Source organism: uncultured Tateyamaria sp. (genome assembly GCF_947503385.1).
Taxonomy (GTDB): domain Bacteria; phylum Pseudomonadota; class Alphaproteobacteria; order Rhodobacterales; family Rhodobacteraceae; genus Tateyamaria.
The window spans coordinates 672,905-686,425 of sequence record NZ_CANNDO010000001.1 but is presented as its reverse complement, the minus strand read 5'-3'; the positions used below and the strand labels follow the sequence as shown (position 1 = coordinate 686,425).

Annotated in this window: 15 protein-coding genes; 4 read left to right on the top strand and 11 right to left on the bottom strand. The window is 63.1% G+C overall.

The features are described from left to right. The first annotated feature begins 80 nt into the window (after positions 1–80). The 4 genes from crtA to bchO are packed head-to-tail and all read left to right on the top strand — an operon-like array spanning position 81 to position 4,292. Entirely contained in the window at positions 81–791 is a 711-nt protein-coding gene (gene crtA / locus Q1A85_RS03340; RefSeq protein ID WP_299685055.1) for a spheroidene monooxygenase, read from the top strand. Further along, positions 788–1,792, top strand: coding sequence for a magnesium chelatase ATPase subunit I (bchI, locus tag Q1A85_RS03335; protein ID WP_299685053.1), 1,005 nt, complete (start codon positions 788–790; stop codon positions 1,790–1,792). Before crtA ends, bchI begins: the two co-directional genes overlap by 4 nt. Positions 1,793–1,795: 3 nt before the next feature. Then, positions 1,796–3,436 (top strand): magnesium chelatase subunit D, encoded by a 1,641-nt coding sequence (locus tag Q1A85_RS03330; protein ID WP_299685051.1) that lies wholly within the window; start codon positions 1,796–1,798, stop codon positions 3,434–3,436. A gap of 4 nt (positions 3,437–3,440) precedes the next feature. After that, positions 3,441–4,292: an alpha/beta fold hydrolase BchO gene (gene bchO / locus Q1A85_RS03325; RefSeq protein WP_299685049.1), complete on the top strand. Its 852-nt coding sequence runs from the start codon at positions 3,441–3,443 to the stop codon at positions 4,290–4,292. Positions 4,293–4,357: 65 nt separating this feature from the next. Here bchO and Q1A85_RS03320 read toward each other — a convergent pair whose 3' ends face one another. The 11 genes from Q1A85_RS03320 to bchL form a co-directional block, all read right to left on the bottom strand. Continuing rightward, positions 4,358–4,819 carry a c-type cytochrome gene (locus Q1A85_RS03320; protein ID WP_299685047.1) on the bottom strand — a complete coding sequence of 154 codons (462 nt, stop codon included), beginning with the start codon at positions 4,817–4,819 and terminating at the stop codon, positions 4,358–4,360. A 78-nt stretch (positions 4,820–4,897) separates the two neighbouring features. Next, entirely contained in the window at positions 4,898–6,112 is a 1,215-nt protein-coding gene (gene hemA / locus Q1A85_RS03315; RefSeq protein WP_299685045.1) for a 5-aminolevulinate synthase, read from the bottom strand. After that, positions 6,102–6,911, bottom strand: a complete 810-nt coding sequence (gene puhE / locus Q1A85_RS03310) for a putative photosynthetic complex assembly protein PuhE (RefSeq protein ID WP_299685043.1) — start codon at positions 6,909–6,911, stop codon at positions 6,102–6,104. The genes hemA and puhE overlap by 11 nt, the downstream gene beginning before the upstream one ends. Positions 6,912–7,035: 124 nt before the next feature. Continuing rightward, positions 7,036–8,142, bottom strand: coding sequence for a magnesium-protoporphyrin IX monomethyl ester (oxidative) cyclase (gene acsF / locus Q1A85_RS03305; protein WP_299685041.1), 1,107 nt, complete (start codon positions 8,140–8,142; stop codon positions 7,036–7,038). After that, complete coding sequence (locus tag Q1A85_RS03300) at positions 8,139–8,435, bottom strand: hypothetical protein (RefSeq protein ID WP_299685039.1); 297 nt, start codon at positions 8,433–8,435, stop codon at positions 8,139–8,141. Before Q1A85_RS03300 ends, acsF begins: the two co-directional genes overlap by 4 nt. Continuing rightward, on the bottom strand, positions 8,419–8,928 hold the full coding sequence (gene puhC, locus Q1A85_RS03295; protein ID WP_299685037.1) for a photosynthetic complex assembly protein PuhC: 510 nt from the start codon (positions 8,926–8,928) through the stop codon (positions 8,419–8,421). Before puhC ends, Q1A85_RS03300 begins: the two co-directional genes overlap by 17 nt. A 5-nt stretch (positions 8,929–8,933) precedes the next feature. Continuing rightward, positions 8,934–9,566, bottom strand: coding sequence for a photosynthetic complex putative assembly protein PuhB (puhB, locus tag Q1A85_RS03290; protein ID WP_299685035.1), 633 nt, complete (start codon positions 9,564–9,566; stop codon positions 8,934–8,936). Between the two features lie 69 nt (positions 9,567–9,635). Beyond that, positions 9,636–10,406 (bottom strand): photosynthetic reaction center subunit H, encoded by a 771-nt coding sequence (gene puhA / locus Q1A85_RS03285; protein WP_299685033.1) that lies wholly within the window; start codon positions 10,404–10,406, stop codon positions 9,636–9,638. A gap of 25 nt (positions 10,407–10,431) precedes the next feature. Continuing rightward, a complete protein-coding gene (locus tag Q1A85_RS03280) occupies positions 10,432–11,856 on the bottom strand; it encodes a PucC family protein (RefSeq protein ID WP_299685031.1) in 1,425 nt (474 codons plus the stop codon). Continuing rightward, a complete protein-coding gene (bchM, locus tag Q1A85_RS03275; protein ID WP_299685028.1) occupies positions 11,853–12,533 on the bottom strand; it encodes a magnesium protoporphyrin IX methyltransferase in 681 nt (226 codons plus the stop codon). Before bchM ends, Q1A85_RS03280 begins: the two co-directional genes overlap by 4 nt. A gap of 4 nt (positions 12,534–12,537) precedes the next feature. Beyond that, entirely contained in the window at positions 12,538–13,437 is a 900-nt protein-coding gene (bchL, locus tag Q1A85_RS03270; RefSeq protein WP_299685026.1) for a ferredoxin:protochlorophyllide reductase (ATP-dependent) iron-sulfur ATP-binding protein, read from the bottom strand. Between the last annotated feature and the right edge of the window lie 84 nt (positions 13,438–13,521).

Sequence of the window (13,521 nt, the reverse complement as noted above, 5' to 3'; positions counted from 1 at the left end):
GTGTCTAGTTTAGTTGACAATTTCTTTTCTCGCGGTAACCTGATCCCTGTGCCTTTTCCGGCATTCTGCAGTGCGAACAGATGAGCCAGACAACCACGATCACCTTTTTCCGCTTTGAGCGGTGGCGCGACCGGGCGTGGGCCCTTGCGATGATGGGCGCGGCCCGTCTGGCCATGGCGCGGGTGCCCGATCTTGAGTTTTGGAAACTCTGCGGCTCCGGCACGGGCGAGGGGTTCACACCCGTCCCTAACACGGCTGTTTACGCGATTCTCTGCACGTGGCCAGACGCCGATACGGCACGCAACCGCCTGCGCTCTGAACGTATCTTTGCCCGCTATTGGGCGCGCGCGACCGAACACTGGACCATCTACCTGTCCACCGCATCAGCGCGGGGCGCATGGAGCGGACAGCAACCGTTTTTGCCTGAAACAGGCTCTGTTTCCGGCCCCATCGCCGCCTTGACGCGGGCCACGATCAAACCACGCATCCTGCCGCGATTCTGGGGCCGCGTGCCCGATATTTCGCGGATGATCGGATCGGACCCCAATGTGATGTTCAAAATCGGCATTGGCGAAGTGCCATGGTTGCATCAGGTCACGTTCTCGATCTGGCCCGGCGCACAGGAAATGGCCGCGTTCGCCCGCACCAATGGCCCCCATGCCGAGGCAATCAAAGCCGTGCGGGACGGTGCGTGGTTTCGCGAAGAACTCTATGCCCGCTTCTCCATTCTGGATGACAGCGGCACCTGGGGCGGTGTCAGCCCCCTTAGCCGGCTGGAGCCAGCGCCATGAAACAGCCTTTTCCCTTTTCCGCCATTGTCGGTCAGGACGATATGAAAACCGCGATGATCCTCACCGCTGTTGATCCGGGCATCGGCGGTGTGCTGGTCTTTGGCGACAGGGGCACGGGCAAATCCACCGCAGTGCGTGCGCTGGCGGCGCTGCTGCCCGCAATTGAGGTGGTGCAGGGCTGCCCGGTCAACGCCGCGATGCGTGCGGACTGTCCCGATTGGGCCAATATAGAGACTGATACGCTCGAAAATCGCCCCACCCCCGTGATTGATCTGCCCCTTGGCGTGACCGAGGACCGCGTGGTGGGCGCGCTCGATATTGAGCGCGCGCTGACCCGTGGGGAGAAGGCGTTTGAACCGGGTCTGCTGGCGCGGGCCAACCGTGGCTATCTTTATATTGACGAGGTGAACCTGCTGGAGGATCACATCGTTGATCTGCTGCTGGACGTCGCGCAATCGGGTGAGAACGTGGTAGAGCGGGAAGGGCTCAGCATCCGTCACGACGCCCGGTTCGTTCTGGTCGGCTCCGGCAATCCCGAAGAGGGTGAGTTGCGCCCGCAACTTCTTGACCGGTTCGGGCTGTCGGTCGAAGTGCGGTCGCCACAGGACGTGGCCGAGCGGATCGAGGTGATCCGACGACGCGACGCCTACGAACGCAAGCCCGACACCTTCATCAAGCGATACGCCAAGGATGATGCCAGCATCAGAGTCGCAATTCTGGCGGCGCGGTCCAATCTTGATAAGGTTAAGGCCGGTGATGCAATCCTTGGCGATTGCGCGGAACTGTGCCTTGCCCTTGGGTCTGATGGGTTGCGCGGGGAACTGACGCTGTTGCGCGCCGCGCGGGCGCTGGCCGCCTACGACGGCGCCAAGCGCGTCACCCGCAAACACCTGCGTCGTATCGCGCCACTTGCGCTCAGCCACCGGCTGCGCCGCGATCCGCTGGACGAGGCGGGCAGCAGCACGCGGGTCAGCCGCACGGTCGAGACCGTGTTGGCCTGAGCCATGTCCGACACCTCTTGGCATCTCGCCGCGGCGGCCCTCGACATCCTTGCGGTGGATCCGCAAGGGTTGGGCGGGGCCGTTCTGAAGATGCGGGCGGGGCCGGACCGGGATCGCTTGGTCGCGGCCTTTGCACCGCCAGCGCCGCTGCGCAAGCTGCCGATCACAATCGCCGATGAACAGTTGCTGGGTGGGGTTGACCTTGCCGCGACACTGGCCGCGGGCAAGATCGTGCGCAGTTCGGGGTTCTTTGCAACGCCATGCACCGCCGTGCTGCCGATGGCCGAACGCTGCGCACCTGCGCTGGCGGCCAAGCTGTGCCAACTCACCGATCAGGGTCTTACACAGGGCATTCTGGCTCTGGACGAAGGGATCGAGGTGGACGAGGCGCTGCCCGACAGCCTATCGGACAGGCTCGCCTTTCACATCGCACCCGAGGGGCGAATGCCGCGTGACTGGCCTGCCCGTCCCCCGACGCCGCCCGGCGCGCCGGTCGATGCGGACGAGGCGATGGCGCAACTGACGCTGTTGGCCGCACGCTTTGGCATCGCCTCGTTGCGCGCGCCGCTCTTGGCGTGGCGCGCGGCACAGGCGCACGCAGCGTCGCAGGGACGCACAGGTGTGCGTGCGGACGACATAGAACTGGCCGCGGCGCTGGTCTATCCGCACCGCGCCCTGCACATGCCGGAAACGGATGCGCCGACCGAGCAGCCCCCCGCACCCGAAGATCAAGTGCAACAGGATGACGGTACGCAAGACGGCCAAAGCGCCCTGCCCGACACCGAGATGCTGATTGATGCCGTCGCCGCCTTGCTGCCTGCCGGACTGCTCCAGACATTGGGTCAGGCCCGCAGCGCGCGCGCCGCAAAGGGCAGTGGCGCAGGCAAGGTGCGCAAGTCGAACAGGCGGGGACGGCCCCTGCCCTCGCGGCCCGGACGGCTGGGCGGGGACGCGCGGATCGACCTGATTGCGACCTTGCGCGCAGCGGCCCCATGGCAACCGCTGCGTCGCACGCATCAGCCGGATCGCGAGGGCCTGCTGATCCACCCCTCGGACATCCGCACCAAGCGTTATGCCCAGCATTCCGACCGGTTGCTGATCTTTTCCGTGGATGCATCCGGTTCTGCCGCGATGGCCCGACTGGGCGAGGCCAAAGGCGCCATCGAATTGCTGTTGGCCGAAGCCTATGCCAGCCGCGACCACGTTGCGCTGATCTCGTTCCGGGGCACGCAGGCCGAGACCCTTTTGCCGCCCACCCGGTCGCTGGTGCAGACCAAACGCCGCCTGTCGGCACTGCCGGGCGGTGGCGGCACGCCGCTGGCTGCCGGATTGCACAGCGCCATGACGCTGGCGGCACAATCCGCTGGCCAAGGCATGACGCCCACCATCATCGTGCTGACGGACGGGCGCGCCAATATCGCGCTGGATGGCTCCGCGCACCGCGCCACTGCCGCCGAGGACGCCCAGACCGTGGCCCGCGCGATCCGCGCCCAAGGCACCGATGCGCTGGTCATTGACATGTCGAACCGTCCGCAACCGGCCCTGCAGGACCTTGGCCGCACCCTTGACGGCAGCTATATCGCGCTGCCCCGCGCGGACGCACACCGCATGACCGATGCGGTCAGCGCGGCCTTGGCTGGCTAACGGCATGGACTGGGCGCAGATCGGCGGCTGGCCGTTGCACCAGATGTCACGTCGGATCGACGGGCCGATACACCGCTGGCACGCGCAGGTCACAGGCTCCGGCCCCACATTGCTGTTGCTGCACGGGGCGGGCGGGTCCACGCACAGTTACCGCGACCTCATCCCGCTGCTCAGCGCGGCGCATCATGTCGTTGCGCTCGACCTGCCTGGACACGGCTTTTCCCAATTGGGCGCGCGGCAGCGCAGCGGGCTGGAAGCGATGGCGGAGGACGTGGCCGCCTTGTGCGCGCAAGAAGGCTGGCGGCCTGCCGCGATCATCGGCCATTCCGCAGGCGCGGCGGTTGCCCTGCAAATGGCACGGGATATGGTCGACCCGCCCCATGTGATCGGCCTGAACGCCGCATTGGGCGAGTTTCCCGGCCTTGCCGGTCTTGTCTTTCCGCTGATGGCCAAGGCGCTGGCGGCGATGCCCTTTGCGACCACCCTGTTTTCCACCACCTCCGCCAATCCCGCGCGGATCAAGGCGCTGATCGCGTCCACCGGGTCTGCGTTGGATGCAGAAGGCTACGACCTGTATCGTCAATTGGTCGGGGACAAGGCGCATGTGGACGGAACGCTCAGGATGATGGCCCAATGGGACCTGCGACCGCTGCTGGCCGCGCTGCCACGCTACGCAGGTCACGTGGATCTGATTGCGGGTTCCAAGGATGCAACTGTGCCGCCGTCGGTGTCCCAGACATCCGCTGGACGTATGCCCAACGCTGAGTTCCACCAGATTGAAGGGTTGGGTCACCTCATGCACGAGGAAGCGCCGGAACAACTGGCCGCGCTGATCCTGCGCCTGCTCCACCCATAGCCGAAACGCAAAACGCCGCCCCGGTTACAGGGCGGCGTGTTGTCAACTGGTTGGACCGGGGTCCCTTAGCTTTCGGGCTCTGGCAGCGGGGCCAGCGACGCGAGGTACGCATAGAGGTTCACGGCGTCCTCTTCCTTGCGGACCTTGTAGGTCATCTTGCCACGACCACCGTCACCGGTCACTTCGCGCAGCCAACCGGTGGGGTCCTGCACATAGGCAACAAAGCTGGCCTCGTCATAAATCACGCCCTGCTCACCAGCGAGCATGATGATGTCAGAGTATTTGAAGCCTTCGACGGAGCCCGCTGTGCTGCCCACAACGCCGTAAAGGTTTGGCCCGGTTTTAGACTTCCGACCAGCCAGCGTTTCGCCTTCGTCGTTCACGACGACATGGCAGGACACGCATTGGCGGAATGCCTTTTCGCCCGCTTCCACATCGCCCGTGGGCGTGAGGTCAACAGCGTGGCCGTCTGCGAATGCGGGGGCGGCCAGAACGGTGGCGGCCACAATCGCGAGGGATCGGAACATGGGTCTCTCCTTCCAAGTGTTCGTTGCAAATGAACGTAGCGAGTTCACGATCAAGTCAACAGTAACTTTGTATTGATGTCAGGCAACTGCGTGGGCAATCGCGCATTGTTTCCACAAATCCTTGAGGGCAAGCACCAGGTGTTCGATGTCCTCAACGCTGTGCAATGGCGACGGGGTAAAGCGCAAACGCTCGGTTCCCTTGGGCACTGTGGGGTAGTTGATGGGCTGCACATAGATGCCGTAGCGCTGCATCAGATAGTCGCTGAGCATCCGGCATTTGACCGGGTCCTTGATCATCACGGGGATGATGTGGCTGGCATTGTCCATGTGCGGAATGCCTTCCTGATCCAGCCGCTTGCGCAGATATGCGACCCGCTGGCGTTGCAGGAGCCGTTCCTGATCGGACTGTTTGAGATGGCGGATGGAGGTGCGGGCCGCTGCGGCCACGGCAGGGGGCAGAGCCGTGGTAAAGATAAAGCCACTGGCAAAGCTGCGGATAAAGTCACACATCGCATCGGACCCGGTCACGTAACCGCCGACAACGCCGTAAGCCTTGCCCAAGGTGCCTTCGATCAGCGTGATGCGGTCGGCGAGGCCCTCCTGCTCCGAAATGCCGCCACCGCGCGGGCCGTAAAGGCCAACCGCGTGTACTTCATCAAGGTAGGTCATCGCGCCGTGCTTTTCGGCGACCTCGACAATCTCCTGCATCGGGCAGATGTCACCATCCATCGAATAGACGGACTCGAACGCCACAATCTTGGGGGCGTTGGCGGGCAAGGCGGCCAGCTTGCGGTCCAGGTCTTCGGGGTCGTTGTGTTTCCAGATGACCTTGTTGCAGCGCGCGTGGCGGATGCCTTCGATCATGGAGGCATGGTTCAACTCGTCGCTGAGGATCACAGCATCGGGCAGGCGGCTGCCCAATGTGCTCAAGGCGGCCCAGTTCGAGACATATCCCGAGGTAAAGAGCAGCGCGCTTTCCTTGCCGTGCAGGTCGGCAAGCTCTTCTTCCAGCTGCTTGTGCGCGTGGTTGGTGCCGCTGATGTTGCGCGTGCCGCCCGCGCCTGCACCGCAGGCGTCGATTGTGTCCTTCATCGACTTGACCACCGATGGGTGCTGGCCCATGCCAAGGTAATCGTTGGAACACCAGACTGTGACCTCGTCCGGGGCGTCCTCATCGTGGCAACGCGCGCGGGGGAACGCGCCGTATTGGCGCTCAAGCTCCGCGAATATGCGGTAGTTGCCTTCGTCTTTCAGCGCGTCCAGTTGCGTTTGGAACAGTGCATCAAAGTCCATGATGTCCCCCTTGGGTCTTTTGGTGTTTATGTGGTTTGGGCGCAGGCAGCATCCACCGCCAGAGCCGTTCGTCAGGAATGGGCAAAACCATTACCCAGTGTTCGAGAGCCGCCAGCGCGGTCAGCGCGGTCAGCAGGGCAAACCCCGTGGTGTCGCCCATAGTCTGCGCGGCATAAAGCCGTTCGAGCCAGCAGGCCGTGGCAAATGTCAGCGCCGTGACCGATACCGGGAAAAGCCAGTTCATACCCGCCACGCGAAAGTGGCTGGACAGATGCGACAGCGCCTCGGGCAGGAATTCCACATGGGTGCGCGGCACCCCGAAAAAGAGGTTCAGCTTGGCCGACACGCGGGCAAAGAACAAAACCGCAAAGGTCCAGAACCCAAACGCGTTGGGCGCATCCCACAGGGCAAGGCCCAGCATAATAAGCGCCGCCACCAGCAGCATCTCGTGATAGGCCAGCGTGCCCCACGCGCGGATGAACCGTTCCCATTCGGGGGTGCGGTCGGGCAGCGGGCTGCGGTTGGGTCCGGTGATGATGCCGGTCAGAAACGCCAGTTCGATCCAGCCCCAAATGGCCAGTGCGGACAGGAACGCCACGTAGACCCCCATGACGTCCGTTTGCGTGGCCGACCAATAGGCACCGTACGCGCCAAGACAGACCAAAGGCAGGCCGCCCAGCGTGGCGCGCTTGCGCGCAGCCGCGCCTTGGCGGTCCGCATATTTCACAGCCATCAGGATCGTGCCGGTAGAGAACCACCAGATAAAAAGCGCGATCAGGGCTGCGATCCACGGTGTCATGCACACCCTCCGCACACTTGGCTCGGGCTGCTTTCCGACGCGGAAAACAGGCAGGCGTCAAGCGCCTGCGCGACCGGACAGCGTACCGCTCTCCGGTGATCTCCGGTGTCGGAAAACGCGCGCATCAATAGACCGGCTCCAGACGGGTGGAGGCCGGGACCGTGTGGCTGCGCGACGGGATGGTCAGCAGTGACACAAAGGCCAGACCGGCCCGGATTTGCGCGCCGATCTTCTTGAGGCCCTTCGACTGGGCCAGATCGACATTCGCCTTTTGCAGACGTTCGAGGCCGGGCTGCCAGCGTGGGTGTTCGATGTCCAGCGTGATCGGGAAAATCTGTTCGCTCAGCTTTGACGTCTTGGTGAAAACCTCGTGCGCATACCAGTCCGGGTCTACCCCGAGCGCGGCATGGAACGCGGGGCGCTGATGGTCGCGCACATACATGGTCGCATAGACAGCCGTGAGAAAGAACTTGATCCAGTAGACATTGATGCCGCTGGTCAGCTTGGGGTCCGTCTTCATCAGCAGGGCAAAGGCTTCGCCATGGCTGAACTCGTCATTGCACCACTCTTCGAACCACTTGAAGATCGGGTGAAAGCGATGTTCGGGGTGCGCCTGCAAGTGACGAAAGATCGTGATGTAGCGGGCGTAACCGATCTTTTCCGACAGATAGGTGGCATAGTAGATGAACTTGGGCCGGAAATAGGTGTACTTTTTCTTTTGGGTCAGAAACCCGAGGTTCACGCGCAGGCCAGCCTCACGCAATGCGTCGTTGATAAAGCCCGCGTGCCGCGCCTCGTCCCGCGCCATCAGCTGGAACAGCTGCGTGATGTCCTTGTTGTTGCCGCGCCGCTTCATCTCTTTGTAAAGAACGCAGCCCGAGAATTCGGCGGTACAGGACGAAATCAGGAAATCGATGAATTCCTTTTTCAGTTCCGGCTCCATTCCGTCCCAATCGACGGTGTCCCAGTCCTCGTTTTTCTTGAAATGACCCTTGTTCGGGTCGCTTTCCATCTGGTCGATCAGCTTGTCCCAGTCTTCGCGGACACCCGACACGTCGATCGCATCCAACTCGTCAAAATCCGTGGTGTAAAACCGCGGCGTGAGCAGCGTGTTCTGCATCGCCGTCTCGGTCGCAAATTCGGACGTAAATTGTTCGTCCTGCGCCTGCGCAATGGCAAGACCTTCTTCGACGCTGGTGGCGTCGGCGGTGTGTTTGGTATGGGCATTCATAGCGTCACCTCCTCGGAGAACGAGAATTCACACAGTTCCATCACTTCGAAATCGCCGGTCAGGCGGGTCCAAAGCTGTTCCAGCTTGGAGGCGCGGATGATGACCGCCTCGCGGTCCTCGCGCACGATCTCGCCAAAGGGGGCCATGATCTCGGGCCCTTTGACCTGCACCTCGTCGCCGGGATAGATCACGGCGCCGTTGTTGAATTTCACATGCGCGTGCAGGCTTTCGAACTTGTGGCTGATCTCGACCGTGCAGGGTGCATGTTCAACGTCCTTAGTCAGTAGTCCCATGGTGGCTTCCTCCTTGGGTCAAAGTGGGCTCCAGCAACCTGGCGAAGGTGCGGAGATTATCGGCGCCAAAGCCCATAAGCTCGGCAGACCAATCGGTGATGGGGTCGTAAAGGGACAGGCGATTGCCGTCCCGCAGGCGCAAGACGACCGGCGCGGACGTGTCCGCACCGATCTTGCCGCGTTCGCGTTGCAGCACGCGGTCGATGCCTGCCACAAACCCGCCCTTGTCGGACGGGAAACTGGCGATGACGCTGCCCGTTTCATCCAGAACGCGCGCCGCGCCCGAAGCGTCCCCTGACAGGTGGATCACCCGCTCGGCCAGGATCGGCGTCAGGGCCGGTGTGCTTTCCAACGGGCGGTCGGTGATGCGCGCCACGGTAACCAGCGACAGGATCACCAGAACCAGCGCCACCATCGCGCGCACAAGCACGCGCGGCACCAGTTCGTCAGGGCGGGCGTGGATGCGGGCCTCGGAGGTGTGTGTGTCTGACATCGCCCCTACTCCGCCGCCACTGCGCTGTTGGGCACGACACGCATGACTTGCGGAGTGCTCACCCGCGCCTCTGCCGCCTCGGCCAGAATGCTGGCGACGTTTTGTGCATCGGGGATGCAACGCAGCGCGGGCTGGGTCTTGCCAAACCGCCAGGGCCGCGCGTGGGGCCAGATCACCAGATAGCTCAGCTTGGTCTCGCCCAGCGTGTCGAACGCGATCGTGCCTGTGCCGGATTTGCGCAGATCAAGCGCGGCATTGCCCAATTCGCGATAGGGCAGGTTCAGCGTCAGCGTCAGCGCGGCGCCAATGCGCATTGCCACGCGGGACGTTGTGATCGTGTACATCGTGCAGCGCGCCTGAACGTAAGCGATGCCCAGCAGCAGGCCATAGACGATCACCCCTAAAATCGCGAAAGGCACCATGGCACCGATGGCTTGCCCCATCGGCATCAAGTCCACGACAGAAACGAACCGCCATGCCGCAAGGATCGCAAAATACCCCGCGACCCAATTCACATTCAGCGACTCGCGGGCCAGCGCCCATGTGTCCGGGCGGCCTTGCCACAGGATCTGTTCGCCGTCCGGCGGCGCCTCCGGCAAGCCCTCTATGGGCTCGATCTCGAAATCATCATGAGGCATTGCGCACGTCCCTATGATTGGTTGCGGTTGCACGCGGCGAAACCAGCCCGCCGCGTGGGTGGGTTCACATCAAAGCTGCGGGTCCTGACGGCTGGCATCGGCATAAAGAAGGCCGCCGCCGTAGTAGCCACAGATCTTGTCCTCTTCGAGCAGGGTCACCTGCGTCGCACTTGCGATCGTCGGTACGGTGGCAAAGTGCTTGGCATAGATCGACTGCACGACGACGCGGTCGGATTTGATCCGCGCCAGCGTCAGCGGCACCAGCCGGTTGCCGGTGCCCCATTTTGCGTCCAGCGTATATTCGAGGTAGCGCACCAGTTGCTCCGGCTCGTCGATCCACATGTCCACCACGCGGCCAACAACCTCGTCATCGCCCGACATCACCGGCAATCCACGGGGGTCGCGACCAGCGGCGTGGGTAAAGGCCTCATTGGCGGACATCGGCACGATCTTGGGGTGGCCGTGACCGTCCAGTTCCGGCGCGTCACGGCGCGGGGCCCAAGATGCGGGGCCAACACCGTCCAGCATCGGATCACCCGTCGGCTCAAACGGAAAGCCATTGGGCTCGGCGGTCTTTTTCATCGGAATGTCGCTGCGTTCAGGCGTCTGGCCCGACGGCACAGTGACCGACCCGCGCCCGTGGGGCAGCTCAAACGTCTTGTCCGACGGCACCGGGAACGGCCCCTGATTAGCCGCTTCGGTCCCATCGTCATTTTCCAGCGGATAGCCCTCGCGCATATTCTCGCGCTGGATGTAGAAGATCAGCAGCGCGAAAAACCCCCAGAAGAGCCAGATCGCAAGGGAGGCGAGGTCAAATTCGCCAAAGAATGTCCCAGTCATGTGTGTGTTCCTTTCCTGGACAAGGTCATGTGGGGAAATCCGCAAGGCCAAGCGGCTGCGGCTCCTCCTTTTCGGTGAGGGGACCCGAATGGCGCACGAGCGGTCCCAGGATGATGAGAGTGACAAAAAGCAGGCCAATCTCGGCGTGATAAACAAAGGCATATCCGGCGGCGGGTGTTTGCAGGCCCTCCCCCCAGACGCCCGACATGGCGATGGCGCCGATCCAGTCGCGCAGCGTGCCGCCAAGGGCGATGGCAACCCCGGCGGCGGTGGCCTGCGCGGCCCCCCACGCGCCCAGCGCAAGACCCCGGCCAGCCATTCCTTTGGCGGGCATGGTCATGGCAGCCGTGAGGGTCGACACCGCAAAGAGCCCGCCGCCAAAGCCGATCAGAAAGGCACCGGCATAAAACAGCACATTGGCCTGCATCGGCGCGGCAAAGATCACCAGCGTAAAGGCCCAGACCCCCGCGAGGATGCCCCCGCCTGCCAGCCGGTAGGCGTTCGATCCTTTGGCCAAGCGCCGCCCGGCCCAGGCAAATCCCAGAAGCGCGCCCGCTGCCCACAGCGCCGTCAGCAGCGTTGTGGCGGACACAGAAAGCCCAAGAATTTCGCCGCCATAGGGTTCCAGCAGCACGTCCTGCATGTTGAACGCCATAGTGCCCACAAACACGCAGGCCAGCAGGCGACCGGCTTGGCCACCGGCGGCGTAATCCGTCCACGCCTCCCGGAACAGGGGGCGCGGGGCGGCGCGCTCCACCTTGCTCATCGGGCGCACGGCCTCCTGCTTCCACAGGGCGATCAGGTTCAGGGCGACACCTGCAACAGCAGCCCCCTGCACGACGCGGATCAGGCGCAGATCGCTGTAGTTGTTCAAAAGGCCGCCAATGATCAGCGCGGACACGCCCATGCCCACCAGAAACATCACATAAAGCAGCGCCACGACCCGTGGCCGGGTCTCATCCGTGGCCCGGTCCGAGGCCAGCGCAAGCCCTGCGGTCTGCGTCATGTGCAGACCCAGACCCGTCATCAGAAAGGCCAGCGCCGCCAGCACTTCTCCGGCAAAGGGGATCTCGTGATAGACATCGCCGCCCAGCACCAGCAGGGCAAAGGGCATCACGGCCAGCCCCCCAAACTGCCACAGCGAACCGAACCAGATATAGGGCACCCGCTTCCACCCGATAGACGACCGGTAATTGTCCGACTTGAAGCCCAACAGCGCCCGGAACGGCGCAATCAGTACCGGCAGCGCGATCATGATCGCCACGATCATCGCAGGCACGCTCAACTCGACAATCATCACCCGGTTCAGCGTGCCCAGCAGCATGACCGTCGCCATACCCACGGACACCTGAAACAGCGACAGCCGCAGCAACTGATCCATCGGCAATCCATCGGATGCCGCATCCGCAAAGGGCAGCGCCCGCAGGCTGAGGGATTTGAGCCCGCTCATGGCCGCAACTCCATCGCTTCGGAGATGTAAAAGCCCGAACTGACACGTTCCACCGGGCGCAGCATCCGGCGCACACCGGCGGCCTTGGCAGCATTGGCGAGCTTGGGATGCGCGTGCGGGATCATCACAGGCGACCGGTCCGCGCGGGGAAAGGCTTTGCCCGCGTACCACATCACCATCAGCGCAGGCGTACGCGGGGCCACAGTGAACACAATTGGTCCAGACACCCGCGGCTCCAGCTTGTGCAAGGCTGCACCAATGTCCTCGGCGGTGTAGTAAATGAGACTGTCCATCGCGATGACGGCGTCGAACTGCCCCAGCTTCGGGTCCAGCATATCGCCTGCGTGAAATGTCACCTGCCGCTGCAATTCATGCGGCAACCGCAACTGCGCAATGTCGATCAGCTGTGGCGAGATATCTGCGGCGACCACCGTCGCGCCGCGTTTGGCCAGTTCAATCGTCGCCATGCCCGGACCGCAGCCCGCGTCCAGAACCCGCGCGCCGCGCAGGTCATCCGGCAAACGGCTCAGCATCAGCGTCCGCATCCGGTCCCGCCCCGCACGCACCGTTTCACGCACACGCGACACCGGGGCGTCTGACGTCAGACGCTCCCATGTCTTTGTGGCCGTCTGGTCGAAATAGGTTTCGACCCGGGCGCGGGTTTGGTCATAGGCCATGGGCTTAGTCGAACCCCAGCAGTTCAAAGATATCGCGGTCTTCCATTGGTGCGGGTGCCAGACCCTCTGTCCCGTCCCACAATGTCTGCGCCAGCCGGATGTATTCGGCGCGGCAACGGACGATGTCCTCTTCGTCGTCCATCTCGAACAGGGTCTTTTTCTTGAGCCGCGACCGCCGGATCGCATCAACATCCGGCATGTGCGCAATCCGGTTGAAACCGACAGTGTCGCAATACCGGTCCACTTCGTTGGTTTCGCGGCTGCGGTTCGCCACGCAGCCCGCCAGCCGCACCTTGTAGTTGGCCGATTTCGCCTGCACGGCGGCAATGATCCGGTTCATGGCGTAGATGCTGTCAAAATCATTGGCTGTCACGATCAGCGCCCGGTCCGCGTGCTGCAACGGTGCCGCAAAACCACCGCAGACCACATCGCCCAAAACGTCAAAGATCACCACGTCGGTCTCTTCCAGCAGATGGTGCTGCTTGAGCAGCTTCACCGTCTGCCCCACGACATAACCACCACAGCCTGTGCCCGCAGGCGGGCCGCCGGCCTCGACGCATTTCACACCGTTGTACCCTTCGGTCACAAAATCCTCGGGCCGCAACTCTTCGGGGTGGAAATCCACCTCTTTCAAAATATCGATCACCGTCGGCTGCAAATGCCCCGTCAGGGTGAACGTGCTGTCATGTTTCGGATCGCACCCGATCTGCAACACGCGCTTGCCCAGATTGGAAAAGGCCGCCGACAGGTTGGACGAGGTGGTCGATTTGCCGATCCCGCCCTTGCCGTAGACCGAAAACACCTTGGCCCCTTCGATGCGGGCCTCGGCGTCCTGATGCACCTGCACCGATCCTTCGCCATCCTGACCCCGCAGGACGGGTGGGTTTCTGTCGAGTGGGCTCATGCGAGCCTCCTTTCCATCAGGGTGCGCGCCCTGTGCTTCTTCTCTTGAGAAATACTCCCGCCGGAGGCTCCCATCTTATGTGCC

Coding starts and splice junctions, on each gene's coding strand:
- Q1A85_RS03300 (WP_299685039.1), bottom strand. CDS start 8,435: ATGGGACTACTGACTAAGGACGTTGAACATGCACCCTGCACGGTCGAG.
- bchM (WP_299685028.1), bottom strand. CDS start 12,533: ATGGCCTATGACCAAACCCGCGCCCGGGTCGAAACCTATTTCGACCAG.
- bchO (WP_299685049.1), top strand. CDS start 3,441: ATGGACTGGGCGCAGATCGGCGGCTGGCCGTTGCACCAGATGTCACGT.
- bchL (WP_299685026.1), bottom strand. CDS start 13,437: ATGAGCCCACTCGACAGAAACCCACCCGTCCTGCGGGGTCAGGATGGC.
- crtA (WP_299685055.1), top strand. CDS start 81: ATGAGCCAGACAACCACGATCACCTTTTTCCGCTTTGAGCGGTGGCGC.
- bchI (WP_299685053.1), top strand. CDS start 788: ATGAAACAGCCTTTTCCCTTTTCCGCCATTGTCGGTCAGGACGATATG.
- Q1A85_RS03320 (WP_299685047.1), bottom strand. CDS start 4,819: ATGTTCCGATCCCTCGCGATTGTGGCCGCCACCGTTCTGGCCGCCCCC.
- hemA (WP_299685045.1), bottom strand. CDS start 6,112: ATGGACTTTGATGCACTGTTCCAAACGCAACTGGACGCGCTGAAAGAC.
- puhE (WP_299685043.1), bottom strand. CDS start 6,911: ATGACACCGTGGATCGCAGCCCTGATCGCGCTTTTTATCTGGTGGTTC.
- Q1A85_RS03280 (WP_299685031.1), bottom strand. CDS start 11,856: ATGAGCGGGCTCAAATCCCTCAGCCTGCGGGCGCTGCCCTTTGCGGAT.
- acsF (WP_299685041.1), bottom strand. CDS start 8,142: ATGAATGCCCATACCAAACACACCGCCGACGCCACCAGCGTCGAAGAA.
- puhA (WP_299685033.1), bottom strand. CDS start 10,406: ATGACTGGGACATTCTTTGGCGAATTTGACCTCGCCTCCCTTGCGATC.
- puhB (WP_299685035.1), bottom strand. CDS start 9,566: ATGCCTCATGATGATTTCGAGATCGAGCCCATAGAGGGCTTGCCGGAG.
- puhC (WP_299685037.1), bottom strand. CDS start 8,928: ATGTCAGACACACACACCTCCGAGGCCCGCATCCACGCCCGCCCTGAC.
- Q1A85_RS03330 (WP_299685051.1), top strand. CDS start 1,796: ATGTCCGACACCTCTTGGCATCTCGCCGCGGCGGCCCTCGACATCCTT.